The sequence below is a fragment of the Embleya sp. NPDC008237 genome (assembly GCF_042956465.1).
Lineage (GTDB): Bacteria > Actinomycetota > Actinomycetes > Streptomycetales > Streptomycetaceae > Embleya.
On sequence record NZ_JBIBGL010000002.1, the window covers coordinates 135,766 to 161,574 of the forward strand.

At 69.7% G+C, this 25,809-nt stretch carries 19 protein-coding genes; 10 read left to right on the forward strand and 9 right to left on the reverse strand.

What is annotated here, in order from left to right:
* Nucleotides 1-46 precede the first annotated feature (46 nt).
* Together ACFZBU_RS03935 and ACFZBU_RS03940 are read right to left on the reverse strand one after the other, a co-directional pair.
* Entirely contained in the window at nucleotides 47-823 is a 777-nt protein-coding gene (locus ACFZBU_RS03935; protein ID WP_391581883.1) for a thioesterase II family protein, read from the reverse strand.
* 21 nt (nucleotides 824-844) lie between these two features.
* Nucleotides 845-3,415: an amino acid adenylation domain-containing protein gene (locus ACFZBU_RS03940; RefSeq protein ID WP_391581884.1), complete on the reverse strand. Its 2,571-nt coding sequence runs from the start codon at nucleotides 3,413-3,415 to the stop codon at nucleotides 845-847.
* Between the two features lie 794 nt (nucleotides 3,416-4,209).
* Between ACFZBU_RS03940 and ACFZBU_RS03945 the strand changes: the two genes are divergently transcribed.
* From ACFZBU_RS03945 to ACFZBU_RS03990, 10 genes are all read left to right on the forward strand, one after another.
* The gene (locus ACFZBU_RS03945; RefSeq protein WP_391581885.1) at nucleotides 4,210-4,533 is read left to right on the forward strand and encodes a hypothetical protein; all 324 of its coding nucleotides are present in this window, start codon (nucleotides 4,210-4,212) and stop codon (nucleotides 4,531-4,533) included.
* Nucleotides 4,534-4,543: 10 nt separating this feature from the next.
* Nucleotides 4,544-5,185 carry a nucleotidyl transferase AbiEii/AbiGii toxin family protein gene (locus tag ACFZBU_RS03950; protein ID WP_391581886.1) on the forward strand — a complete coding sequence of 214 codons (642 nt, stop codon included), beginning with the start codon at nucleotides 4,544-4,546 and terminating at the stop codon, nucleotides 5,183-5,185.
* Between the two features lie 424 nt (nucleotides 5,186-5,609).
* Nucleotides 5,610-6,929, forward strand: coding sequence for a helix-turn-helix domain-containing protein (locus ACFZBU_RS03955; protein WP_391581887.1), 1,320 nt, complete (start codon nucleotides 5,610-5,612; stop codon nucleotides 6,927-6,929).
* 194 nt (nucleotides 6,930-7,123) lie between these two features.
* Nucleotides 7,124-7,741 (forward strand): toll/interleukin-1 receptor domain-containing protein, encoded by a 618-nt coding sequence (locus tag ACFZBU_RS03960; RefSeq protein WP_391581888.1) that lies wholly within the window; start codon nucleotides 7,124-7,126, stop codon nucleotides 7,739-7,741.
* Nucleotides 7,734-10,061: a hypothetical protein gene (locus ACFZBU_RS03965; protein ID WP_391581889.1), complete on the forward strand. Its 2,328-nt coding sequence runs from the start codon at nucleotides 7,734-7,736 to the stop codon at nucleotides 10,059-10,061. Before ACFZBU_RS03960 ends, ACFZBU_RS03965 begins: the two co-directional genes overlap by 8 nt.
* Before the next feature lie 3 nt (nucleotides 10,062-10,064).
* Nucleotides 10,065-10,952, forward strand: coding sequence for a hypothetical protein (locus tag ACFZBU_RS03970; protein ID WP_391581890.1), 888 nt, complete (start codon nucleotides 10,065-10,067; stop codon nucleotides 10,950-10,952).
* A 116-nt stretch (nucleotides 10,953-11,068) separates the two neighbouring features.
* Entirely contained in the window at nucleotides 11,069-12,226 is a 1,158-nt protein-coding gene (locus ACFZBU_RS03975) for an OmpA family protein (RefSeq protein WP_391581891.1), read from the forward strand.
* Between the two features lie 69 nt (nucleotides 12,227-12,295).
* Complete coding sequence (locus tag ACFZBU_RS03980) at nucleotides 12,296-13,852, forward strand: hypothetical protein (protein WP_391581892.1); 1,557 nt, start codon at nucleotides 12,296-12,298, stop codon at nucleotides 13,850-13,852.
* Nucleotides 13,849-14,277: a hypothetical protein gene (locus ACFZBU_RS03985; protein ID WP_391581893.1), complete on the forward strand. Its 429-nt coding sequence runs from the start codon at nucleotides 13,849-13,851 to the stop codon at nucleotides 14,275-14,277. The genes ACFZBU_RS03980 and ACFZBU_RS03985 overlap by 4 nt, the downstream gene beginning before the upstream one ends.
* A 297-nt stretch (nucleotides 14,278-14,574) precedes the next feature.
* Nucleotides 14,575-14,946, forward strand: a complete 372-nt coding sequence (locus ACFZBU_RS03990) for a DUF262 domain-containing protein (RefSeq protein ID WP_391581894.1) — start codon at nucleotides 14,575-14,577, stop codon at nucleotides 14,944-14,946.
* 71 nt (nucleotides 14,947-15,017) lie between these two features.
* On the opposite strand, the gene ACFZBU_RS03995 is transcribed toward ACFZBU_RS03990, so the two are convergent.
* The 7 genes from ACFZBU_RS03995 to ACFZBU_RS04025 all read right to left on the reverse strand — a co-directional run bounded on the left by ACFZBU_RS03995 (nucleotide 15,018) and on the right by ACFZBU_RS04025 (nucleotide 25,809).
* Entirely contained in the window at nucleotides 15,018-15,986 is a 969-nt protein-coding gene (locus tag ACFZBU_RS03995) for an SDR family NAD(P)-dependent oxidoreductase (RefSeq protein WP_391581895.1), read from the reverse strand.
* A 70-nt stretch (nucleotides 15,987-16,056) separates the two neighbouring features.
* Nucleotides 16,057-16,812 (reverse strand): SDR family NAD(P)-dependent oxidoreductase, encoded by a 756-nt coding sequence (locus ACFZBU_RS04000; RefSeq protein WP_391581896.1) that lies wholly within the window; start codon nucleotides 16,810-16,812, stop codon nucleotides 16,057-16,059.
* Entirely contained in the window at nucleotides 16,809-17,324 is a 516-nt protein-coding gene (locus ACFZBU_RS04005) for a MarR family winged helix-turn-helix transcriptional regulator (RefSeq protein ID WP_391581897.1), read from the reverse strand. Before ACFZBU_RS04005 ends, ACFZBU_RS04000 begins: the two co-directional genes overlap by 4 nt.
* 398 nt (nucleotides 17,325-17,722) lie before the next feature.
* Nucleotides 17,723-18,634, reverse strand: a complete 912-nt coding sequence (locus ACFZBU_RS04010) for an SGNH/GDSL hydrolase family protein (RefSeq protein ID WP_391581898.1) — start codon at nucleotides 18,632-18,634, stop codon at nucleotides 17,723-17,725.
* A gap of 359 nt (nucleotides 18,635-18,993) precedes the next feature.
* Nucleotides 18,994-21,456 carry a beta-glucosidase gene (locus ACFZBU_RS04015; protein ID WP_391581899.1) on the reverse strand — a complete coding sequence of 821 codons (2,463 nt, stop codon included), beginning with the start codon at nucleotides 21,454-21,456 and terminating at the stop codon, nucleotides 18,994-18,996.
* 88 nt (nucleotides 21,457-21,544) lie between these two features.
* Entirely contained in the window at nucleotides 21,545-22,852 is a 1,308-nt protein-coding gene (locus ACFZBU_RS04020; RefSeq protein ID WP_391581900.1) for an ABC transporter substrate-binding protein, read from the reverse strand.
* 143 nt (nucleotides 22,853-22,995) lie between these two features.
* On the reverse strand, nucleotides 22,996-25,809 hold the full coding sequence (locus ACFZBU_RS04025) for an ATP-binding cassette domain-containing protein (protein WP_391581901.1): 2,814 nt from the start codon (nucleotides 25,807-25,809) through the stop codon (nucleotides 22,996-22,998).

Consider the following 25,809-nt stretch of genomic DNA (forward strand, 5'->3'; position numbering starts at 1 on the left):
GCAAGTCGCCCGTGCAGCGTCTTCGTCGGTTGGTGCGGCAGCGGCGCTATGTCCCCAGCAGGGTCCGGCCGACGAACCCGGGGACGTCGTTGCCTTCTTCGGTCAGGTAGAAGTGACCGCCGGGGAAGAGTTCGGTCGTGAACGACGCCGAGGTGTACTCGCTCCACCCCACAACGGTTTCCAGCGGGGCCCGCCAGTCGGACTTCCCGACGAGCGCGGTGATCGGGCTGTCCAAGGTGGGCACGGTGGCGACGCGGTGGCGCTCCCAGAGCTGGAAGTCGGCGAGGACGACCGGTACCAGCTCGTCCATGACCTCCTGATCCGCGCTCACCTCCTCGTCGAATCCGCCGAGGCTGAGCACGGCGGCGTGGAACTCGCGCTCGGGGAGGTCGTGCAACTTGGGCCCGGCCCAGATCACTTCGGGTGTGGACTGCGCGGACACGAACAGCCGGGTGGGGCAGGGGCCGCCCTGCATCTGCAGCGCCCTCGCCACCTCGAAGGCCAGCATCGATCCGCACGAATGCCCGAAGAAGGCGAACGGCCCGGTGAGCACGGGGCGCAGGTCCGCGACGATCTCCTTCACGAGTCGACCGACGTCGGTCGCCGGCTCCTCGGCGATCCGGTTCTGCCGGCCCGGCAGTTGCACGGCCGCCAATTCGATGTCCTGCGGCAACGCGCGCGCCCAGTTCGAGTACGCGTTGGCGCCCCCGCCCGCATGGGGGAAGCAGACGATCCGGTGCCGTGCCTCGGGTCGCCGCGCACGCCACAGGTAGCGGTTCTCGGGGACCAGACGACCCTTCAGGCCGGGTCTTTGGGTGCGCACAATGCCCTCCGCGAATGTGGATCAGCAGGATTGGTCAACAGGTGCGGCGGCCGCCGCTTCGTCGCTCAGCGCCGCGATGGTCTGCAGGCGGAACAGGGCCTTGGCCGAGATCGACACACCCGCGGCCCGAGCCTTGGCGACGACCTTGATCCCGAGGATGGAGTCGCCACCGAGTTCGTAGAAGTTGTCGGTCACCCCGACGCGATCGATGTCGAGCACATCGGCCCAGACCTCGGCAAGCACCCGCTCGTCGTCTGTTCGAGGCGCGACGTAGTCCTCGGCGTCGGCGATACGCTCCGGGGCCGGCAGCGCGGCGCGGTCGACCTTTCCGCTCGGGGTGAGCGGGAACTCGGCGAGCAGCACGACGACCGCGGGCACCATGAACTCCGGGAGTCGGTCTCCGACGAAGTCCCGCAGCACGGCCGGCTCGGGCCGGCGTTCCGGCTCGGGGCGAACGTAACCGACCAGGCGCTTGTGCTCACCGTCGTCGCGCACGACGACCACGGCCGCTTCGACGTCCGGGTGTTGCTGGAGCACGAGTTCGATCTCGTTCGGCTCGATCCGGAAGCCGCGGACCTTGACCTGGCGGTCGATCCGGCCGACGTACTCCAGCACGCCCTCCGCCGACCAGCGCACCAGGTCACCGGTGCGATACAGCCGATCTCCGGGTGTCGTGCCGAAGATGTCGGGCAGGAAGCGTTCCGCGGTCAGGCCCGGACGAGCCAGGTAACCTCGCGCGACCCCCGGCCCGCCGATGAACAACTCGCCGACCACACCCACCGGTACCGGGTTCAGCCGTTCATCGAGCACGTGAACGCCGGTGTTCACGACCGGACGCCCGATGGGCACCGTGCGGTGCTCCTCGATCCGCTCCACCAGGTGCCACGTGGCGAAGGTGGTCGTCTCGGTGGGCCCGTAGCAGTGGATCAGGCGCTGCGGTGGACCCGCCGCCAATGCCTGCGCCACCCGGTCCGGATTGACCGCCTCACCACCGAAGAGCAGGTGGCGCAGCGTCCTGAACGCATCCGGCTGCGCGGCGACGACCTGGTTGAACACCGCCGTCGTGAGCACGAGCGTGCTGATGTGATGCCGAGTCAGCGCGTCCGTCAGCGCCTTGGGGTCGAGCATCGTGTTCTTGTCGATGACCACCATCCGAGCACCCGCGACCAGTGGCCCCCAGATCTCGAAGGTCGCCGCGTCGAACGTCGCGTCGGCGCCCTGGGCGACGACGTCATCGGACCGCAGCGGGATGTAGTCCGCCTCGCAGAGCAGTCTGGTGATCGAACGGTGCTCGACCACCGTCCCCTTCGGTCGGCCGGTCGAGCCCGAGGTGTAGATCACGTACGCCCCGTCCCGCCCGGAGACCGGGATGGCCGGCGGCGCGGTGGGCTGCGCGGCCAGGTTGTGTTCCTGTTCGTCGATCGCGACGAAGTCCGCGTCGGTGGCCTCTCGTAGTTTGCCCACCAGCGCGCTTTCCGTCACGCACACCGCCACGTCGGCGTCGGCGAGCATGAAGTTCAGCCGCTCGGTCGGGTATCCGGGGTCCAACGGCAGGTAGGCGCAGCCGGCGCGAAGGACCGCAAGCAGTGCGGTGACCAGCTCCGGGCCGCGCGGCAGGCACACGGCGACGACATCACCGCGCCGAACCCCGGCGGACACCAGCAGGTTGGCGAGTCGGTTGGCCCTGGTGTGCAACTGCCCATACGTCACGGTGTCCGTGCCGGCGACGACCGCGACCGCGTCGGGCTTCGCCTCGGCGCGCTCGGCGACCAACTCGTGCACGCACGGCCATGCCCGCAACTCCACCTGGTTGACGCCCCACTCGCCGAGCAGGGTGTGCCGCTCCCGCTCGTCCGGCAGCGGAAGGTCACCCACCGGGCGCTCCGGATGACGCACGGCGGCCGTCAGCAGCCCCACCAGGTGCCGGGCCAGCCGCTGGACGGTGGTCGCCTCGAACAACCCCGGATCGTAGGTGACGGTGCCGAGCAGCTCACCCGTATCGGTCGACCGGCAGTCGATGGTGAGGTCGAACGGCTGAGGCACCTCGACGGTGCCGGGGTGCTCGTCTCGCAGCACCAGCAGCACCCGAGGCAGGGGAGAGCCGGTATCGGCGCCGCGGGGGCCCGGCGGGTCCGCAAGTCCGGAAAAGGGCAGGTCCGCGTTGGCCACCGCGTCTTCGACGATCGGGGCGTTTCGCTCGATCAGCCGGGTGAACGGCTCGTCCGGCAGGATCGTCGACCGCAGGACGACGACATTGACGAAACGGGTGTCCGGTTCGTCGAGCGTGCGGCCGCTCGCCACGGTGGCCACAGGAATGTCCTGCTGCCTGCCGTAGCGGGAGAAGAGCACCTGGGAGCCGGAGAGCAGGGCGGTGAACAGCGTCCCGCCGACTTTGCCGGCCACATCGTCCAGGGCCTCGACGACCTCCGCCCGCACCCGGAACTCGACGGCGGCGCTCGCCGTGCCGGCCGTCGTCGGCCGCGGCCGGTCGGTCGGCAGCCGCAATACCGGAAGGTTGTCGAGCCGGTCGAGCCAGTAGCGCCGCTGTTCGGCGAGGTGAGCCTCGGTGAGCCGGTCGCGCAACAGTGTCACTGTTTTCCCTTCGCGTTTATTGCCTGCGACCGGCCCGGCGCACAGCGCCAGGACAGTCCGGCTCGTGAGTTCTGCGGTTTCCGAAGCGATCGCACGCGCAATTCCGCGACGACGTGCTCACGCAGGCACTCGGAACCGCATCTCGACAAACTCTTCCCGAAGCACCTCGAACACGCCGCCGGCACGGTGTCCGAGATTCGGAAGTCGCAGGCCCGCAGGCGAAACGATGCGATGATGGCACCACTTGCCACCACCGCGAACCGCGAGGCCGGCGCCCTCTTGTAAATGCCGTCCGGAGAATCCGACGCGGTCCGGTCGTTGCGGTGGTGCAGGCGGTGTTTCCCGAGGTCACCGCGTTGCCGCAGTGGCTTCATGTACGTAGTGCCGACGCTATCCAATGTCGATTGACCACGGTAGTGAACCGATCGTGATCGATCAATCGGCACGACGGAACGGCACCGTCGGCGATCTTCCATCTGTCTCGTCGACGGGACAGGCCCCGCGAACTCGACCGAATACTTGACGGACCTTTTCATCCGTGCCACGGTCTCAGCGGGAGCGTAATCGACGTTCGACCCCCGGCCGGCCCGCCGAGTCCGCCGGCGATCGGTGCCAGAATTCACGGACCGCATGGAGCCGCGGCAAAACATCGATTGAATTCCGCGTTCCCGATTTCCGGCAAACGACTGCCGCGGAGATATCTGCGGATATCTGCCGAGACCCCGCCCGCCGAGCATCCGGACGCACCGGAGGATCCGCAGGGTCTCTCGGGCGCCCGTTGGCATACTGAAGGGATGGGCCCTCGTGTGCGGTACGCGGATGTCCGGCCGTATGCCGTGCCGGACACCTTCGCGGAGTTGGCCGGCCCGGCCGAGGGTGTCGTCGCGTTGCCCACATCCTTGGATTGGACCCCGAAACAGTCGTACGATCTGGCGGACGACGCCGATGTGCGTCTGCTGTACGAGACGGTGCTGCGTGAGGCGATGCATGCCGAGGAACTCGGTCGTCACGTGAACGGGGACCTGCTGGCGCGGGTGTGGCCGCGGCTGTGGTTGCCGCGTCGCCTGCGGGTGATGTGGGAGTCGAGGTTCCCGGACCTGGTCCCCGTCGCCGCATAGCATTCCGGCCATGTATCCCCTGCACGCCAGGCTCGCCCGCGTCGGCCTCGCCGCCGCAGCCTCCTACGGCTTCGCCCTGGCGGGCGGCTACGCGCTCCAGGCCCACGGCTTCCTTGAACGCATCTCGGACGACGTCGACCTGTTCACCGACATCACCGACCCCGCGGCGTTCGCCGAAGCGGTCGATCGCGTGGCCGCGGCCTACCGGACCGACGGCCTCACGGTCGACGTCGAACCCCTCGGGGAAGTCTTCGCCCGCTTCGCGGTGATCGACGAGGCGGGACGCGCGGCCAAGGTCGAGATGGGCTGCGACTGGCGATCCCACCCGCCGGTACGACTCGACATCGGCCCCGTCCTGCACCCCGACGACGCGGTCGCCAACAAGGTCACGGCACTGTTCGGCCGAGGCGCCCCACGCGACTACCTGGACGTCGACGCGGCCCTCGACTCCGGCCGCTACACCCCGAATCGCCTGCTCGAACTCGCCGAAGAACACGACCCCGGCTTCGACCGCGCCTACTTCGCCCTGGCCCTCCAAGCCGTCGACCGCTGGCCGGACCGCGAATACGCGGTGTACGGAGTGAACGAGAAACAGAGCACCCACATGCGTGACCGGCTGAAGAAGTGGGCCGCCCGCATCACCGACGCGTGACCTGATGGGTGTCGGAGGTCCCTTGCTGCTTGTCGGGCGGACGAAAAGGACCAAGGCGCGTGCGCGGGTGGTGGCGACCCACAGAAGTCGACGTTGCGCCCGGGTGCGCTCCGCAGCCCGGCCCGGGTCCAGCAGGCGGTCCGCATAGGGGACTTCGACGGTCACGCCGTCGAATTTTGAAGCGATCCTGCGGAATCGAAACCGAGCGGATTCGAAAACCACACCCGATCCGCATCGCCTGCCATGGCGGAGCGCCACCCTTTCCGGCGCGTCCACCGGCTCCGCCGACCGGAACGCACTTTGTCACTTCCGCTTTTCGACACTGGGAAGTCCGCTCGTGTGTAATCTGTCTATCCGACAGTACGCGGGCGAAGACGGGCAGGTCGCACGCCGGGTCCCAGGCGGTAGTCGGCGGGGGTGTGTGGTGGGATGGACATCGGCGCGATTCGGAGACGAACTGCGCCGCCGAAGGTCCGAGGCGCGGTTATCTCTCAGATCCTTTGCAGAAACGATCAACTTCTCACAAAGTCATATAAGCAAGGTCGAGCGAGGATTGAAGAATCCCAGCCCGGAACTCGCTCATGTGTGCGATGCGGCTCTGAATGCGCACGGTGAACTGAGTCGATTGATCGCGCCGAAACCACCCGCCGAGCCGGCGCCACCCGACATCACGTCCTCGTGGGCCGTGCCATGGACGTTGCACCTCTCCCCGGACGGCGGCAACGAGTTCATCGCGCTCGACGACGGGCCGCGGGAATCCTCCCTCGTCAAACCCGCGGTGATGACCTGGAAAGGCCCGCCCGTCGCATATCCCGGTGGCCGGTGCGGACTCTCCCTGCCGCATTTCCATCGCCTGCTCGACGAATACCGCGCGCTCGGGCAGTTGCTCGGGCCCGCGGTGGTCGCCCAACTCGTCGTCGCCGCGACCAACGCTCTGCGGGGTATCGCGCGATCGACACGCGGCGCGGACCGCGACGCGACCCTCGCGTTGGCGGCCCGCTTCGCCGAGTACACCGGCTGGATGACCCAGGAAGCCGGCAACGACGTGGCTTCGCTGTGGTGGACGGACCAGGCCGCAACGCTGGCCGAGGCCGCCGGAGACACGGAACTGGCCGTGTACACCCTCATCAGAAGGGCGGAGGTCGCCTTGTACCGGGGCGACGCGTACTCGCTCCTGGAGCTGGCCCGCGGGGCCGCCGCCCGCTCGCACAGTCCGCGCATCCGCGGCCTCGCCGCGCAGCGGGAGGCGCAGGGCCACGCCCTGTTGCGCGACGACCGGGCCTGCATGGCGGCCCTGGAACGCTCTCGGGAGTTGATGGCCCAGGCGCTCGCCGCGGGTGATGCCGGAGGCGAACCGGCCCTGGGCAGCGTCTACTTGGCGCGCAACGCGGCCTTCGTGTCCGGCTGGTGCCTGCACGACCTGGGGCGTGACGCCGCCGCGGTGCGTGCACTGGAGGGTGGGCTCGACGCGATCCCCCCGCAGGCGCTGCGAGCCAGGGCGCGGTGCGGCGCACGCCTTGCGGTGGCCCTTGCACGCTCCGGAGAACTGGAACGGGCCTGCGCGATCGCCGACATGGTCACGTCGTCGGTCACGATCGTGGACTCCGCCACCGTCCGCGCCGACCTGCATCGGCTGAACCACACCCTCGGCCGTTGGCCGCGCGACGAGGTCGCCCGGCTCACGGTCTCGCGGATCGCCGCCGCGATGCGTGTCGGCGGATACCACCCCCAGTCGAACACGTAATCGGTAACCCGAGCGAGTGTTCCGTTTCCCGGAGAAAAGGGCGCAGGAAACTCGTTGACCCGCCACGCGAATACTGAAACGCTCACCTCTCCGGCTTTCCCGAGCCCATATTCCAACGCATCTCCCGCCGCGCCGAGGAACCGGTCGATGTCGCAAGGCGGAATGCCAAAAACGGAAGCGAGAGTCGATTCCTCATGCCCGGCGTATTCATCAACTATCGAACCGGAGACGGTGACGCCACCGCCTCGCACGTCGACGACAAGCTGCGCCGAGTCTTCGGTGACGACAACGTATTCCGAGACCGCCGCAGTATGACCTCCGGGACCGACTTCCCGCCGGAGCTCCGCCGCAGGCTGGAGAACAGCACGGTGCTCCTGGTGCTGATCGGCGAGAGGTGGCTCGACATCGAAACCCCGGACGGCAGGCGCAGGATCGACGTCGACGGCGACTACGTGCTCGAAGAGATCCGCTGCGCGCTGAGCTGGCGAAAAGTCGTCATCCCGGTATTGCTGGACAACGCCCGACTGCCCGCCGTCGGCGATCTCCCGCCGGATATCTCGGACCTCTCGAGTCGACAGCAGATCGTGCTGCGCACCCCCTATATGCATCGCGATCTGGACTGGATCGTCGAAGAGGTGGCGCGCCACATTCCGCCCGCCCCCGAAACGACCCAGGAAAAGACCGGAGGCGGCCCCCCGGACGATCGAGGCGGAGGGAACTACGGCGGCACGTTCACCCGCAGCGCCGTGGGGCCGAAGGCCTCGTACGTGGAGAATCCCGCCCCGAGGCGGAAGAAGAACCGCGATGACTGAGCAGGCCGGCCCGGAGGGCGCCGAAACCCCCGGTGGCGAGGAAGGCGTCGACACCGTGGGCACACCACGAGAGGCGAGTGAGGAAGGCCCGCCGAACGACGAACGGGCCGGCACCGAGACGCCCGCCGCACCTCAGGGACCCGCCGCCCCCGCGGCCGACGCTCCGCCCGTCCGACCCGAGGCCGCCGGCACCGGGTCGCCCACGCGACGCAGGGTCGAGCGGCCCGCCGACTTCGCCGAGAGCCAGGACGCGCACGAGCGGCACGGGCTTCAGAAGATCAAGCGCGCCGCGTTCAGTTCCGGCACGAACGGCACGGCCTTCTACGTCGAGAACGTGTTCGCCAACGGCGACGGAGAAGCCCTCACCGAGGTCCGGGTCATCCCTTTCACCGAGGACGCCGTGATCGACCTGTACGAGCCCGTCGCCGACCACGGACGGATGGCCGCACACCTGGAGGAGGTCCACATCGTGGCACTCGCCGGGCGCGTCGGCAGCGGTCGACGCGCGACGGCGGCGGTCCTGCTCGTGAAGCACTGCCACCGATATGCTCTCGGCACCCTCCACCGCGAGGGACCGGACCTTGTACGGGCCGTGTGCGACCAAGCCGACGAGCTGCTCGCGAACGCCCCGAAATACGACGGCTACCTGCTGGACGTCGGCCCCCACCCCGTCACGGCCCAGGCCCTCGACACCCTCGCGCAACTCGCGCGTTCCGCCGGCAAGTTCCTCGTCCTGATCGGCGGACCCGAGACGTTCCCCAGCGACCCGCCCACGCCCCACGTGTTCGAGCACGCCGGCGCCGACCGCAGGGCCGTGCTCGCAGTACACCTGCACGCGCAACTCACTTCGCACATCGCCGACTGCGTCCCGCAGGAGGGGACACACGAACGGTGCGACCCCGCGACCACCCGCGCGTACGTCACCCGTGTGCTCGAAGGCGCACAGATCCAACATGCCCTCGACATGGCCCGATCCGTCGAACGCGTCGTGCACCTGGCCCGTCTCCTGGCCGAGAACATCCACGGCGCGGACGCCGACGGAGAGGCCCGCATCATCGGTCGCTGGCGCGACCACCTGCCCGCACTCGCCAGGAAGCTCCTCGGCCCCGACGAGGCACGCGAAGGCGACCCCATCCTCGACGACCCGCACCGGCAGGCCTTGCGCATCGCGTACGCGCTCTTCCACGGCCACCCGCTGTCGGACGCCATCGAAGCCGGCGACCTGCTCGGCCGCACCGTCCTGCCGTACTTCGAGGTACGCGAAACCGCCCCCCTCAACCACGTGTTCGAGCGGGACCTCAACCGGCTCATACCCCGCGAGATGCGCGCCTCCGAATCTCTCGCGGGAGTCGAACCGGACGACAACCCGCGTCGCGCCCTGCTCGTGCACGAAGAACTCCTGCACGCCGTGCTGGAAGTCGCCTGGCACGAATTCCCCAGCCTGCGACAGCCGTTGCTCGCCTGGCTCGACCTCCTGATCGGCGTCGAACAAAGGAGTCTGGACTTCGAGCGGATCCGCGTGCGTGTTGCCCACCTCGCCGGCCTGCTCATGCGCCGCGACTTCGGATTCGTCTACCGCGAGATGGTCGGGCTCTGGGCCCGCCACTCCTCCGGTGCCTACCGGCAGTGCGCCGCACTCGCGATGGAGATTGCCGCCGAGGACGACACGTCGGCCGTCCGTGTGGCCACCCTCGTCAAGGACTGGGCGCGCAGCCCGGACACCAGGTTGCAGGACGCCGCGGCCCGCACCTACGGAACGAGCTTGGGAATGCGCGATGTTCAGCTCACCTTGCGCGAACTCGGCCGACTCGGCCGGATGCCGGGACTGTCCGCCAGGACCTCGGTCGCCTTCTCGACGGCATACCTGCTGCTCAACGGCCGCGTCGACGAAGTGCTCGCGGACCTCGACACCTGGATCACGTCGAAGGACGCACACCTGCCGCGGCATGCGGTACGCGCAATGCTGGCGTTCGGCCGCTACACCAGAACCCCCGACCGGCGCGGTCGACCCGCCCTGGCCGAACTCGCGCTGAAACAGACCGGGCATCGCGAGCTGCTGACGAACTTCTGGCGCCACGCGCTGAGCGAGCAGGAGACCTCGGCCCGAGCCTGGCACCTCCTGGAGCGCTGGCTCGCGGACGCCGACGGCAACGACGACCTCGCGCAGCTGTACGTGGACCTCGCCCCCCGCTTCCTGGGCGCGGAGCTGACCGGCCGTTCGATGTTCCACCTCGGACTTTGGCGGATCCGCCACCCCGATTCGCACACCCTCCGCCGTGTTCAGCGGTCCCTGGCAACGGGGACCGGAGAAGGGAGATAGCGCATGTCCTCCAGGAGAGGCCTCCTCGCCCGACTGCGCGACTGGTGGAACGCCAGTCACCCGGTCACGGATCCGCCGTCGGCACCGGTCACCGCAACCGCCTTGCAGTCGCCGGCGATCGTGGAACTGCCATTTGATGGGAAACCGTTGCCGTGCGTCGCACGGGGCGACGTGTTCGAGTTCCACCTGCTGCCGCACATGCGCTGGAGCAGCACCGAGATGAGTTCCGCGACGCTGCGCGAACGCGCCGGCCTCTTGCAGGAGGCCGCCTTGGTCGAGGTCCTGCGGCGCGCGTGGACCGTGACCCGCGGCTGCGAGGCCGGCGACCCCGCCGGCGCCGAGACGCAGATCAACCGGGAACTGGGTGACGGCTGGTGCTACACCGACGACGAGGGCCTGATCAGTTGCCGCCCCTCGGTGCGCGTACGCATCGATCCCTCGCTGCGCGACCACCTGCGCCCCTTCGTCCTGAGCGAAGTGAGCATGCGGAGTGAACACGGCAACGCACTGCTCAGGGCCGCGCAGACGGAGGCGCTCGTCGAGGAATGGATGCAGGTGATCGCCAGGCTGGAGATGTCGGGCGGACTCGGGCCGGCGCAACGTCAGTTCCTCGTACCGTTCGTCGCCACACTGGTGGACAGGGACTTCGCCGCCGCGACGGGCGCACTGCGGGACGCGCGCGGCAGCGGCACACTCGTACTCGCCGAGTTCCTCAAGACCGCGGTCGGCAACCATGAGCGCATCGGCCTGTTCGAATACGCCAACGCTTACGACAAGGCATTGAGCGGATTCTGCGTACAGATGGGATTGTCCCCGTACGCGATGGTCTTCCCGCCGAGCGACGAGCCCGCGTCCGCGCCCGTGAACGGCGTCGCGGGGGCGACATCATGACGAGAGGCCGCACCGGTCGTGCCCGAGGGCGGTGTTCGCGATTGCTCGTACTCGCACTCCTGGCCGCGGGCATCACGTCGTGCGCGCAGCCGCACGATTCCCAACGGTGCGGCTGGATGAGCCGGGACGTCGGCGCGGCGAACGGCCAGGGTCGAACCGTGATTCTCGTGGACACGTCGGCATCGCTGCGCGGAACCTCGCCCACGACACCCGGACGCGACGGCGCCCGAGCGCTCACCGACCTCGTCGCGCGCGTTGTCGCAGACAAGGACATTGTTGCGGTCGGGGCGTTCGGCGGATCCTCGGACATCGCCTGGATCAGGCAAGGCATGACGACCGACTGGGCGAAGGGCATAGCCAACGGCACCAACCGGAACAACCGCAGGCAGCAGGCCCTTGATTGCCTCACCGCGACCATCACCGAAACCCGGGAATCCGTACCCCGGCAAGGCGGCACCGACGTCCTCGCGGCTCTGCGCGCGGGCGGCACCGGATTCGCGAACGCCGGCGCGGGTCGCCGACTCATCGTGCTCACCGACGGTCTGACCACCAGCGGGTGCGCCGACCTGCGTCCGGCGGGATTCCGCGAGGACAGCGAGATCGACGCCGTCTCTCGGGTCTGCCTCGAACGGCAGGAGATCACCGAACGCACACTCGCGTCGGTACGAACCGTCCTGGTGGGACTCGGACAGCCCGCGGAAGGCCAACCGACACCCACCGCGGCACAATCCGCGTGGCTGAAGCGCCTGTGGCTGAGGCTGTGCACGGACGCGCACCCGACACCCGCCGTGGAAGGCGACTGCGTCGCGCCGGACACGCCCTTGACGAACGAGTCGAAGGCCCCGACGGCATCGGTCACGCCCCCCGCGGATCCGGTCGTGCGATTCGGGCAGAACCGGCGCACCACGTACCCACTTTCCCAGGTTGCGCTGTTCGCCCCCGGCTCCCCGACCGTACTCCCGCAGGCCAGGCCGCAACTCGAAGACATCGCGGTGCGGGTGCGCAGTGTGCCCGGCGCCGAGGTGCAGGTCCACGGATACGTCGACCCACGCGGGGACCCCGGGAACAACCAGCGGCTTTCGCAGGACAGGGCCGAGGCCGTCAAGGCGGTCCTCGGCGAACTCGGCATGACCAACAACGTGACCGCGTACGGCCACGGCGTCGCCAACGACTGCCCTCAGCCGATTGCCGAGGCCCCGAACACCGGATCGACGAACGCCGCGGACCGGGAACTCCAGTGCCGGCGCCGCGTCGACGTCGTCGTCATCGAATGAACGTGCCGTCCGGCAACGGACGTTGCAGAGCAGCCAGGCGACATAACCCAGGGGGATGGGACGACGATCATGAGCATCAACGGCAGCTCGGCGGCGTCGGCCGCCGTCTACCAGGCTGCGGTTCCCTGCCCGTGTGACACATTCTCGACGAACGGCGCCGACGACGGACACCGCCGATCCAAGCCGGTCGACCGTGTCGAGAGTCGCGAACAGGCCGCGCTCATGGCCGCTTTCGCGGCAGCCAACACGGGACTCGCCCAGGATCAGCGTGGCCTCGTCCGCGCGTGCGCCGCCGTCGACGAGTCCGCCCGGCGCGTCGAGGGCGGCATCGAGGCCGTGGAACGCTTCGCCGCGATACGTTCGGTCCGCAAGTCCCGCGAGCGCAGCCTGGCGACGGAACGATTGCACGCCGACGACGGCCCCGAGGACCTGCGGCGCCCGCCGACCCTGTGGCGCGTGCTGTTGTGGCCCGTGCTCGTCGCGGGTGTCGTCTTCGACGCGATGTTCATCGGCAGCGTCATCCGGAGCTTCCTGAACGGCGAAGGCGGCAACAAACGCACGATCGGGTACTGGTTGGCGTGCCTGCCCGGACTCGGCGCGAGCATCTGCCTGTTGGCCGCCGGAACCGTGTTTGCGGAAGCGCTGTTCCGAGCGCGCACCCGCAAGGCGCGCGCCGGCGAGCGGCGGCGGTCCGGACTCCCGGCCATCCTGCGCCACCGCTTCGGTTTCCGGCGGCCCGTGGAACGGCGCGAGCCCGGAGACCTGCCCTGGCCGGGCCTGGTCGGACCCACGCTGCTCGTCGTGGGCATCTGCGTGATGTTCGGCGTGTGGGCGAACATCAGGGCGGACCAAGCTGCCGCGGACGCCGGCTTCGACCCGCAGAACAGGCCGGCCGTGATCGTGCTCCTGCTGCTGCTCAACGCCGCCACGGTCGCCGTCAAGGTGCTTGCCCACAACCCGTACGCCGACCGGGCCGAGGACGACGCGTCCCGCGCGGCCGAGGCCGCGCGCAGCGCCGATCGTCTGCTCCGGGTCGCCCGCAAGGACCTGACCCGGCACGTCGTCACATGGTCCGAACTGCGGGCGGCCGTGGCCGTGGCCGAGGATGTCGCCTGGCGCACCGTCGAGGACGTGTGCATCGGACTGGTCGAGGAGCGGGCCAGGACCGGCGTCGCGGGCGCCTTCGCCTTCCCGCTCGACCGATCCGCGTGGCCCCACCCGGAGAATCTCCACGGCGCGTCCGAGACGGACGGCGCGCACACCAGGCCACCGTACATCCGACTCGAACTCCTCGACCATGCCCGCGAGATCCTGAAGGACGAGCATCCGGAAGGCCTGCGCACGCGCCTGGAGAAGGCCGCCGCCCTGCTCAACGCCCAATGGGGCGCGGAACCGGAGGCCGACCCCACACCGGTGTCCGACGACCCCGACCCCGGTCCGGGCGGGGGAGACGCACTCGTCTCGGAACCGGCACCACCCGATCCGGCACCCGATCCCATGCAGACCCCGAAACCCCCTGGCGTATCCGAACCGGAAACCGAGCCCGCACCGCGGCGCAGCCGCCACCGGATTTCGCGGCCGACACCCGACCGAGGGCCGATTGCGAAGGGCCGGGCGGACACATGACGACGACCCCCGCCCACCACGAAAGGCGGGACAAGCACCTGGAGTTCCTGCAGAGCGCCATAGGCCGCTTCAGCACGAACTCGTTCCTGATCAAGGGCTGGGCCATGACGCTCAGCGGAGCCCTGGTCACCATCGCGCCGCACGGATCCGATTGGACCGCGGCGGTGGTCGCACTGCTGACGACCATCGGCTTCTGGCTGCTCGACAGCTACTACCTCGGCCAGGAAAGGCGCTTCCGCTCCCTCTACGAAAGGGCGGTGACGGCGACCCCTGCGGCTGTTCCCTTCTTCACGATGGACGCCGACCAATACGGCATCCCTGTCCCATGGCGCACCGTCGCCCTCTCTCGCACCATGCTCCTGTGCTACGGAACCCTCACCGTCGTCGACACTGCGGTCCTGGCAGTCCTGGCCCGGAGCGGCTAACCGGGTCCTCGACATCGCCGGCGGTACGAACGCGCGCCCGGCGCCGGCCCGGCCGGCGGGTTCGACGTGTTTGCCACGGAAGGCGACCGCAGTTTCGGTTGGTTCGACTGGGACAACACGTCATCCCCGGCGCGGTGCACGGAGTTCCCCAGCCAATGCCGGCCTGCCACTGAGCCGGACGCACTGTGGGGCGGAAATCGTGAGAAAAGATCTCGAATGGGCACCGCGCAGGTGGTCCACCCGACTTCACGCAGTAACCTCCCCAACACACCGACTCGACCGGGGGACCCTCACCTCATGGCTCACGCCCTCTACAGCGACACCTCGATTTCCGTGTCCCGGCTTGTCGAGGACATCGAACTCGGCGAGATCGCCCTACCGGAACTCCAGCGGCCCGTCGTATGGAGCCCGGCCCAGGTCCGCGACCTACTCGACTCGATGTACAAGGGATTCCCCGTCGGGTCTCTGTTGTTCTGGAGCACCGGGGCCGAGCAGGGTGCGCGGCAGATCGGTGCGGACGAGAAGAAGCGCGCTGCGCGCTACCTCATCGTGGACGGTCAGCAGCGCCTCACCGCGCTGTACGCCGTCCGTCATGCGCGCCCCGCGGGAGCATCCGGCAGTGCCGGCGCCGGCCGTCCGCCTACCGTTCCGCCGGCGGCGCGCACCTGAGGGGCGCTGCCGCCGTGGAAGCGGCAGACCGTCCCGCCCTTGAGCGGGATCGGGAGCGCGGGAGCCCGGTTCTACGTGCCGATGGTCGGGGTGCCTGCGTCGATGCCGAGCATTTTGGCGGAGAGGGCCACTTCGTCCATGGCGCTGGTTGCCACGAGGTGGTCCTCGGTCGCGAGGATGCGGTCGAAGTTGGTGAGGTATTCGCCGGGCGTCGCCTTGGCGGGATCGGGGGAGAGGTAGCCGGGGGCCACGCCCAGGAAGACTCGCGCGGCGCGCCCCGCGCCCACGGTGAACGTCTCGCCGGTGCACGGGGCGTTCTCGTCCGCGAGCACGGCGACGAACGGCGCGACGTATTCGGCTTTGAAGAAGTGTTCGAGGAGGGTCCGCAGTCCGTCGTCGGGGATCTCGGCGGTCAGCCGGGTGTACGCGGTCGGCATGATCGCGTTGACCTTGATCCCATGGGCCACGCCGTCCTGTGCGAGGGCTCGGGTCAGACCGAGCACGCCGGCCTTGGCCGAGATGTAGTGGCTGGTGTGGGGGATGCCCAAGACCGATGTCGACGACGAGTTGACGATGCGTCCGTATCCCCGGGCCCGCATGATCGGCCATGCGGCGCGGATCATCTCGACGGTGCCCCAGTAGTGCACGTCGACCATGCGGTGGAACTCGGCGTCGGGGATGGCGTCGATCTCCCCGCCGCCGGCGATGCCCGCGTTGTTGACGAGGATGTCCACGCGGCCCCAGGTCTCCACCGCGGCCCCGATGACGCCTGCCGCGTCGGTGGTGATGTCGCGCGTGTCGGCGTGCGCGATGCCGCCCGCCGCGCGGATCTCGGCGGCCACCCGCTCGGCCGCGCCGAGGCCGTCCGAGCCGAGGCCGTCCGTCCCGGTCGGGCCGTCGGCGTGCGGTTCGCCGTGGCTGCCGCCGCCGAGGTCGTTGACCAGGACGCGGGCGCCGAGTCGGGCGAGTTCGAGGGCATAGCCGCGGCCGAGCCCGCCTCCGGCGCCGGTGACCACGGCGACGCGGTTCTCGAAGTTCATGTCGGTCCCTTCCTGTGTCGGCGGACCTGCCGGTGGGTCGGTGTGCGCTTGCGCCGAGGGACGCGGTGGCTCAGTGGACCGTGAGGCCGCCGTCGACGCTGACGATCTGCCCGGTCATGAAGCTGCCCGCGTCGGACGCGAGCAGCAGGGCCGGCCCGGTCATCTCCTCGGGGTCGGCCATGCGCTTGAGCGGGGCCGCCTTGGTCATGCGTTCCTGCATGTCGGGTGTGGTCTTGAGGACCATGTCGGTCTTGACGGTGCCGGGTGCCAGCGCGTTGACGCGGATGTTGTGGACGGCGAGTTCGCCGGCCATCGTGCGAGTGAAGGCCACCAGCGCGGATTTGCCCGCCGCGTACAGGCCCTTGCCTTCCGCGCGCGTGAACACGGCGGCGCTCACCACGTTGACGACCGATGCGCGGCCACTGGCGATCAGGTACGGGAGCGCGTACTGGACCAGGAAGACCGGGCCGCGCAGGTTGACCGCGAACGACTTGTCCCAGGCTTCGGGGGTGATGTGCCCGATGGGCTGGGCGAGTTCGTTGGCGGCGTTGTTGACGACGATGTCGAGACGCCCGAAGCGCGCCACGGTGGCATCGACGAGGGCCTGGAGCTGGTCGAGTTCGCCGAGGTGGGTGGCGACGGCCAGGGCCTGCCCGCCGGCCGCCTCGATCTCCTCGGCCACGGCCTTGCAGGCGTCGGCCTTGCGGCTCGCGATCACGACCGCGGCACCGGCGCGGGCGTAGGCATGGGCGATGGCGCGGCCGATGCCGCGGCTGCCGCCGGTCACGATGGCCACGCGGCCGGTGAGGTCGAATCGGTCGGTCACGAGGTCACCTGTTCGTCGGTTGGTGTGGGGTCGATGCGGGGTGCGGCATCGAGGCCGGCCCCGGCGGCGGCTTCGCGCCAGCGTGCGGCGAACCGCTCCAGGAGCTCGCCCAGTTGCTCGCGTTCGGCGGGGTCCCAGTCGCGGACCGCCCAGGCGATGTCGGCGAGCCATGTGTCGCGCACCCGGGCGCGCAGGCGCAATCCTGCCTCGGTGACGCGGAGCAGGCTGGCCCTGCGGTCGGCGGGATCCGGATCGCGCGCGACCAGCCCGGCGGCCTCGAGCGGCCGGACCTGGCGGCTGGCCGTGGATTGGTCGACGCCGAGGCGCACCCCCAGTTCGCTGATGCCGAGGGGGCCTTCGCGTTCGAGGACGGACAGGATCGACAGCCCGGACTGGTGCAACTCGACGCCCGCGACCGCCAGCAGCCGGTTGCGGTAGCCGGGCAGCCGCGCCATGTCGGCCACTTGACCGACGAACGCTTCGATCCGGTGCACGGCTCGGTCATCTGACATGGCGTCAGCTTTGCATGCATCAGTACATGTATACAAGGCCTTCGGGATGGCGGGATCCGAGTTTCCGGCGACGACGCGATGGCGAGCGGGGGGCGAAGGATCCCGACGGAACTCGCGGGCGCTATCCAACCCATTCGGGAGTCCGGTTCCGAACGGGCGCCCCGAACCCCGAACCCCGAACCCCGAACCCCGAGAGGCGACACGCGACACGCGACACATCGAAACGCGACACGCGAAATCCGAAACCGAATCCAGAAATCCGAGATCGGTGCGCGGCAAGTTCCCCAGCCGGATATCCTCGGCCGAGGAACCTGTTTCCGCATCGGCGTTGCGACGGGATGCGACGGGATTCGAACCGCTTTCATGACGCCGCTTCGAGCGCCGCGGATTCGGGTCGGCTAGTGGCTCAGTGCGGCGAGTACCGCCTTGGCCATGGCGTTTTCGCCGGCCGCGTTCGGGTGGAAGGGGACAGTGGGTGAACCCGGTATCAGGCCTTCGATCCACGGTTGGTCGGAGCACACGTCGTGGCCCTTGGTCGGAGTGGCCGTGTCGACGTACGTCGTACCGTTCGCGGCTGCCGTGGAGGCCAGCATGCCGTTCAATCGGGTGATGATGCCGCGCAGGTACGCGACGTCGCCGATCGCCAGCGGCTGGCGTGCGAAGCACGTCCACTCGTTGTCCGGAACGACCGACGGATAGCCGACGAGGACGATCTTCGCTCCCGGGGCCTTGGTGTGGATCGCCTGGAGGGCCGAGGCGAGTTGCGGCGCGGTTGCCGTGACGGCGGCTTCGAGGGCGTCGTTCTCGTACGCCCACGACAAGGTATCGAAGTCGAAGTGCCGGTCGGCGTATTGGTTGTGGCACGGAGCGCCGAGCGGGTCGGACCCCGACACCAGGATGCATTCGAGGATGACTTCGACGACGCCGAGCGGGGAGGCGCTGAGGTCGTTGCCGCCGATGCCGAGGGTCACCAGGTCGGTGTCACTGTCGACGGCGTCCAACTGTGGCACCGGGGATACCTGAGGTGCCGTCAGGTCGAGGACTTTCGCACCCGCGCAGGTCACGTCGCTGTAGTCGGTCACGCCGAGCGAGGCCGCGACGACGGTCCCGAAGTTGTGGTTCGAACGCAGGCACGCGCCGCCGGACAGATCCGGTATGCCCGCGCCCGCGGCGTACGAGTCGCCGAGCGCGGTGTACTTCGAGTAGGACGGCGCACCCTGCGCAGTGGCCGGCCCGGTCAGGACTGTTGCGGCGAGTAGAGCGGCAGTACCGAGTAGTACGGGGGATCTTTTCAGGATCGTGGCGAGCACAATTCCTCCCGGAGGTCCTGCAATGAAATCATTTTGTGGTACCGGCCGGTAAGCTACTGCCGAGTCACTGGCATGTCCAGAGGTGTGGAAAGTAAATCGGCGGTTAATCCTTCCGGGGCTCGTCGGTGGGTTCGTCGGTTGATTCCGGGTGTTATTGCGGGCCTTTTCCCGCATGATGATCCGTGCGGAATGATTCGACGATTTACGGCATGCCGAAATTGCCATTGCCGGACTCCTTCGGGCGTACGCCCCCCACCGTCGCGGCACGGCCCCCAGCTCTCGTGCCGCGACGCCCGCCCCGACGCCCGCCGCAGACGCCCGCCCCGACGGCGGCCCCCGGCCGCATCCACCCCGGAGCGTCAGAGGGCGATCGTGGTCATGAGGTGCGGGTCGGCGGCGTGCCTGCCGATGGCCAGGCGGTAGGTGCCGGGCACCGTGGTCCAGGCGTTCGCCTCGGTGTCCCAGCGCCCGAGGGTCTGCGGTGGGACGTCGACGCGGACGGCCTCGGTGGCGCCGGCGGGGAGGTCCACGGCGGTGAAGCCGATCAGCCGGAGCGGTTCGGGGGCACCGAACAGCGTGCCGTCCGCGGGTTCCAGGTACACCTGCACCACTTCGCGGCCGGCGCGCATGCCGGTGTTGGTGAGCGTGACCTCGATGGTCAGGCCCCGGTCGGCGTCGCCTTCGACGGCGACGTCGTCGTAGCGCCAGTCGGTGTACCCGAGTCCGTAGCCGAAGGGGTAGGCCGGCTTGGTGCCGCGCCGCGCCCACAGGCGGTAGCCGATGGTGTGGCCCTCGCTGTAGTCGATACCGCCGTCGACCACCTTCGTCGACAGCAGCGGGACGTGCTCCTCCTCGGCCGGGAACGTCGAGGGCAGCCGGCCGCCGGGCTCGACCCCGCCGGTGAGGACGTCGGCAAGGGCCGCGCCGCCCTCCTGGCCGGGAAGCCATGCCCACAGCACCGCGGCCACCCGGTCGCGCCACGGCATGAGAACCGGTGCACCCGCGTTGACGACGACGATGGTCCTCGGGTTCGCCTCGGCGATCCGGGCCACCAGTTCGTCCGTACGGCCGGGCAGCGCCAGGTTCTTGCGATCGAACGATTCGGATTCGATGTCGTCGGTGGTGCCCACGACCACGATGGCGACATCGGCCGCGGCGGCGTCGGCGATCGCCTCGATGAGCTCCTCGTCGTCGGACAGCCGCGGCGCGCCCCAGCCCAGGCCGATCTTGCCGAACAGCGTCTCGACCACGCTGTGGAAGACCAGTTCGATGTCGACGGGCACGCCCGCCCGCGCGTCGATTTCCAGGCGCCGCACCGGCGGCCGCAGCAACATCGCGCCCATGTCGGTGCTCTCGGCGGTCGAATGGATCTCGTGGACCACACCGTCGATCGTGAGCGTGAACGCGCCGGCGCCGACGACGTCGATCAGGTGGGTGCCGGTCACGACCGGGGTGAGTGCGGTACGCATCGCCACCGCGGTGGTGCCCTCGGCCAAGGTGCCCGGCCAGAAGACCACGGCCGGGTCCAGGCGCACGGCGGTCTCCAGCACGGTGCCGTCGGCGGCCCGGTACTCCAGACCGACGCCCGGCTCGCCGGTGGCCGGGTCGACGACGGCGTCGCGGGGCAGCGCCGGGAGGTACCGGTGGGTGAACGCGCCGGACCGTACCGTCAGTTCGACGTCGGGTCCGAGGGCGGCCCGCAGTCCCTCGGGGATCCCGACGACGTGCTCGGGGTTGACGTGCGCCGAGCCGCCGCCCTGGGCGGACAGGCGTACCGCGTTCGGGCCGATCAGCGCGACCCGGCCCAGCGCCGAGGCATCCAGCGGGAGTTCCCCGGCACGGTTCTCCAGCAGCACCATGGCGCGGGCCGCGACCGCGCGCAGCTGCGCCGTGGCGTCGGCCGGCGTGCTCGTGTGGCTCCGCGCGACCTCCTCGTCGAGCACTCCCACGCGAGCCGCGAGCCGCAGGATGCGCAACACCTTGTCGTCCAGGACGGCCTCGTCGACCCGGCCCTGCCGGACCGCCTCGACGAGCGGTTCGAGCCACTGCGTGGTGGGGCCCGGCATGGCGACGTCGGTGCCTCCGGCGACGGCGGGCTCGGTGGAGCGGACCGCCGTCCAGTCGGAGACCACGACACCGTCGAAGCCCCACTCGTCCTTGAGGACGTCGTTCTGCAACCGGGAATTCTCGGTCATCGACGCGCCGTTGACCGAGTTGTACGCCGACATCACGAGCCACACCCGGGCCTCGCGTACCGCCGCCTCGAACGGCGCGAGGTAGACCTCGCGCAGCGCGCGCTCGGCCACGCGGCTGTCGTAGGACATGCGTTCGTCCTCGGAGTCGTTCGCGACGAAGTGCTTGATCGTCGCGGCGACTCCGGTCGACTGGACGCCCTCGATGAACGCGACGGCCATCCGCGACGTGAGCAGCGGGTCCTCGGAGTAGCACTCGAAGTGCCGCCCGCCCAGCGGGGTGCGGTGCATGTTCACGGTCGGTGCCAGGAGGACGTGGACGTCCCGGTCCAGCGCCTGGGTGCCCATCAGCCGGCCCACCCGGCCGGCCGTCTCCGGATCCCAGGTGGCCGCGGTCGCGGTGGGGGAGGGGAACAGCAGCGAGGTCTCGTGCTCGCCCATGCCGACGCCGCGTACCCCTGCCGGGCCGTCGGACATGCGCAGCGCGCGCAGGCCGATCTGCGGCAGTTCGACCAGCGACCACATGTCGTGGCCGGCGACCAGGCGCACCTTGTCCTCTAGCGTGAGCCGGCCCAGCAGGGCGGTCAGGTCGTGGGCGTCGGCCGGGTCCGGCGGGATGAGGTCGTTCATGTGCGACTCCATGGCTTGCGTGTCGGTGCCCTGTCCGGCCGCTGCGGAACAATCAGCCGAACGATCGGGGGAGCAGTGGGTCGGGCAATCAGGAGGGCACCGCGATGAAGCGATTGGTGCCCGGCTCGTACGTCTGGATCCGGAAGGGGAGCGCGCCGCTCGGCGTCTGCTGCGCGTACGTCGCGTCGTCCCGGTAGTTGGGCAGCCGGTACTTCCCGAGGCCGAACCCGGCCTGCTGGAAGCTGTTGTAGTTCAGGTCCTTGCCGGCCTTCCCGGCGATCGCCTCGAACAGGGAGAGGTTGATGCAGGCCGTCTGCACGGACCCACCCAGGGTCGGCAGGCCGGGGGCGACGGTGGTGGGATCGACGAGCTTGCCGGTGAGCGAGGGGTCGGCCTGCTCGACGGTGCGCACGCAGTCCACGATCCGCGGTTCCGTCCAGTCCAGAACGGGGTTGACCACCACCGAGCCGGTGAGTGTGCCGAAGTCGTGCCGGCCCTTGTCCTGGGTGTAGCCCGAGGGGTTGAGGCTGAACAGCAGGCGCGGGCGCCAGTCCGACTTCTCCAGGATCGCCGGGATCTGCGAGGCCGCGCCGCCGGTCAGCAGGATCGTGTCGGCGCCCGCGGTCCGGGCCTTCTGCAGCAGGACGGTGCCCTGCTGCAGGGTCGCGGCCGGGTCGCCGGCGGTCGACGCGAGGTAGCCGGTGGCGACGGGCGTGACACCGTGGCGCTTGAGCGCGGGCAGGAGGACGTTCTCGGCGTCCGTCTGGCCCTGGGCGTCGGCGACGACGGCGATCTTCCTGCCGGTCAGGTCGCCGTGGGCGGCGAGTGCTTCGACGGCCTTGGCGGAGGCGTCGCCGTCGATGTCGGTGAACCAGGGAGCCCGGGCCTGCGCGTACAGCGCGGCCGGCATGGCCCCGCCGATCAGCGCGGTCTTGTGGGCCTGGACGTAGCACGAGGTCTGGTCGGCGATGGGCAGCATGCCCAGGACCGCGAACACCTTCTCGTCCTCGGTGAGTTTCACGCAGGTCTCCTGCGCGGAGGCGGGAGCCAGCAGGTTGATCTTCGCGAACACCGGGACGATCTTGCGGCCGTTGATCCCGCCCGCGGCGTTGATTTTGGCGATCAGCGCCTTGTAGGCGACCTCGAAGTCGCCCGCGTCGAGGTTGACGAACGGCTTGAGCGCGGCGAAGTCGGGGTAGACGACGCCGATCCTGATGCTGTCCGCGGTGACCCCCGGCGCCGCCGCCGGGACGGCCGGAGCGTTCGAACCGGAGGCGGTGGCGGGCGACTTCTCGTCCTCGACGGTGCAACTCGCCGCGGCTGCCGCCACGCACAGCGCGGCCAACATCGAGGTGGCACGCCGGGCGGTCGCACGGATACGTCTGGTGGTGGTCATGCCGGTGGAGTCCTTTCGGAAGGTGGGGCGCAACTGGAGGGCGGAGCACGAGAGGGCCGGGCACAACGGGGCGGAGCACGAGAGGGCCGTGGCACCACAGGGCGGAGCACAACCGAGGGGGTGTGACCGGCGACCGGACCGGCTCAGGTGGGCACGGGGTCGCTGCGTTCGATGGCGCGTTCGTCGGTGCCCAGGTAACTCGCGACGACCTTGGGGTCGTCGCGTACGGCGGACGGCGAGCCGGCGGCGATGACGCGGCCGGTCTCCAGGCAGTACACGCGGTCGCTGATGCCCATGATCAGCGGCATGTCGTGCTCGATGATCAGCATGGACGCGCCGAGTTCACGGCGGATCTCCCGAATGAGCGGGCCGAACGCCTCCGTCTCGCGCTGTGCGACACCGGCGGTCGGCTCGTCCAGGCACAGGACGCGGGCGTCGAGCGCGAGCAGACCGGCGAGTTCGACGATGCGCCGGGTGCCGGTGGACAGGTCGCCGATGAACGCGTTGGCGTAGCGGCCGAGTCCGAGGAAGTCGATCAGGTCGCCCGCTTCGGACTTCTTGGCGCGTTCGCCCCTGATCGACTTCGGCAACCACAACGCGGACGACAGCAGTCCGGTCCGCCCGCGCGCCTCCAGGGCGATCTGCACGGTCTCGGTGACCGTGAGTTCGGGAAAGAGCGTCGCGGCCTGGAAGGTGCGGCCCAAGCCCACGCACGCGCGGCGCGCGGGCGCCAGTGCGGACACGTCCCGGCCGAGGAGTTCGATGGTGCCGGTTGCGGGGACGAACCCGCCGATGGCGTTCATCAGCGTGGACTTGCCGGCGCCGTTGGTGCCGATCAGGCCGACGATCTCGTTCGGCATGACCTCGATCGCCACGCCGTCGACGGCGTCGACGCCGCCGAACCGGACCCGGATGTTCGAGGTCGCCAGCACCGGCTTCCCGTCCGGCAGCGGTGCGCGCGAGGTGGGGGTGAGCGACCCGGGGACGACACCGACGGCCCTCGCCGGTGCCGGGCCCAGCCGTCGTTCCGCCCGGGAGAGCACGGCATCGCGCAGCGCGTAGCCGATCCGGACCAGGCCGCCGGGGAAGTACAGCAGCAGCATCAACAGGCCGAGGCTGGAGGCGAGCAGCGGCACGATGGAGTTGTCGGGGAACACCGCGGGCAGGCCGATCACCCACAACGATCCCCATACCGGGCCCGAGGTGGTGCCCAGTCCGCCGATGACGACGACGGATACCAGCATCAGGGAGTCCGAGCTGCGGAAGTAGGCGTCGCCGTAGGGCACCGTCTGAAGCGCGCCCGCGAGGAGGGCCCCGCCGAGTCCGGCGACGCCTCCCGCCAGGGCGAACGCCCGTAGTTTCACGCGCGCCGCGGGGACGGTGTACGCGGACGCGGACGCCGGGTTGTCGCGTACCCCGATCGTGGTGCGGCCCACGCCGGTACGGCGCAGCCTGCCGGTCACCGCGAGGACGGCCACGAGCACGACCAACACCACGTAGTAGTAGGAGCGTTGCGCGGTGACGTCGATCCCGAAGACGTCGGTGCGGGGGAAGGACGCAGCGGTCTGCGTCGGACTGTCGTGGAAGACGTCCTGGGTGTAGACCCACTGTTCGCAGGCCACCGCGAACGCGAGGGTGCTGACCGCCAGAAGCAGTCCCCGCACACGCAGTGCGCCCGCGCCGATCACGGCGGCAAGGGCCGCGGTCAGCAGCGCCGCGACGCACACGGCGGTGGGGAACGTCAGGCGCTGGACCACGAGGACGTTGCCGCCCCCGATGTCCAGCCGCAGTCCGCGCGAGAGCGAGGCCGCGGTGAGCGCGCCGATCCCGGCGAACGCCATCTGCCCGAGCGAGAGTTGCCCGGCCCAGCCGGTGAGCACGGTGACCGAGGCGGCGCAGATCGCATACGCCAGGATGGTCGTGTAGAGCAGCTGCTTGGACGGCTGCGTGACGAGCAGCGGCAGGACGACCGCGATCAACCCGAGGAACACCAGACCGAATCGCTCGAGATTGCGCACCCACCACAGCTCTTGTAGGCGTACCGGGACAGGCCGGACCTTGGGCGCGAAGGAGAACGTCGACGTCTCGGTGTCCGGGCCGCGCCCCACGACGAACACCGCGACGAGCACGAGCGCGAAGACGACCACGTCGGTCAGGCCCGGCCGGTCGATCCAGTTGAACTGGACGACGGATTCCAGGAACCCGAGGAACACCCCGGCGACCAGGGCGACCCGGAAGGAGACCATACGGGCGATCACCGCGGCCGCCAGCGCCCTCATCAAAGTGGTCATGCCCAGCACCGCGGGGGAACCGACCGAACCGGTACGGCCGGAGATCAGGATCAGGCAGATCGTCGCGACCAGCCCGGCGATCGCCCACACCGCGGTGGAGACGGCCTTGGGGCTGATGCCGTTGAGCCTGGCCAGATCCGGGTTGTCCGCCGAGGCCTTGACCGTCTTGCCGAGCACGGTACGGGCCAGGAACCAGCCGAGCGCGAGCGCGACGAGCGGGACCACGACGAGCACGGCGAGTTGGGTCGCGGTGACCTCCACGCCGGCCGGACTCCACCTCGACGTGGACCACACCGGATACGTGTTCGCCGCGTCGACCTCCGGATAGGCCATGACGATCACCAGCGCCAACTGGGCGACGCCGATCGTGGCGACCAGGAGGATCACCCGCGGCGCGGCGAACAGGCGTCGTACCACCACGAGATCGACGACCGCACCGAATCCGGTCCCGACGACGAGGGAGACGGCCAGCGCGATCCAGAACGGGACGCCGTAGCGCAGGTTCAGCAGGGCGAACAGCGCCGAGCCGACCAGACCCATGTTGGCCACGGCGAAGTTGACGATGCGGGTGGAGCGGTGGACCAGGACGATGCCCATCGCGAGCAGGCCGACGACCATGCCGTTGACGACGCCGTCGAAGGCGAGTTGCCGGGTGAGTTCGATCAC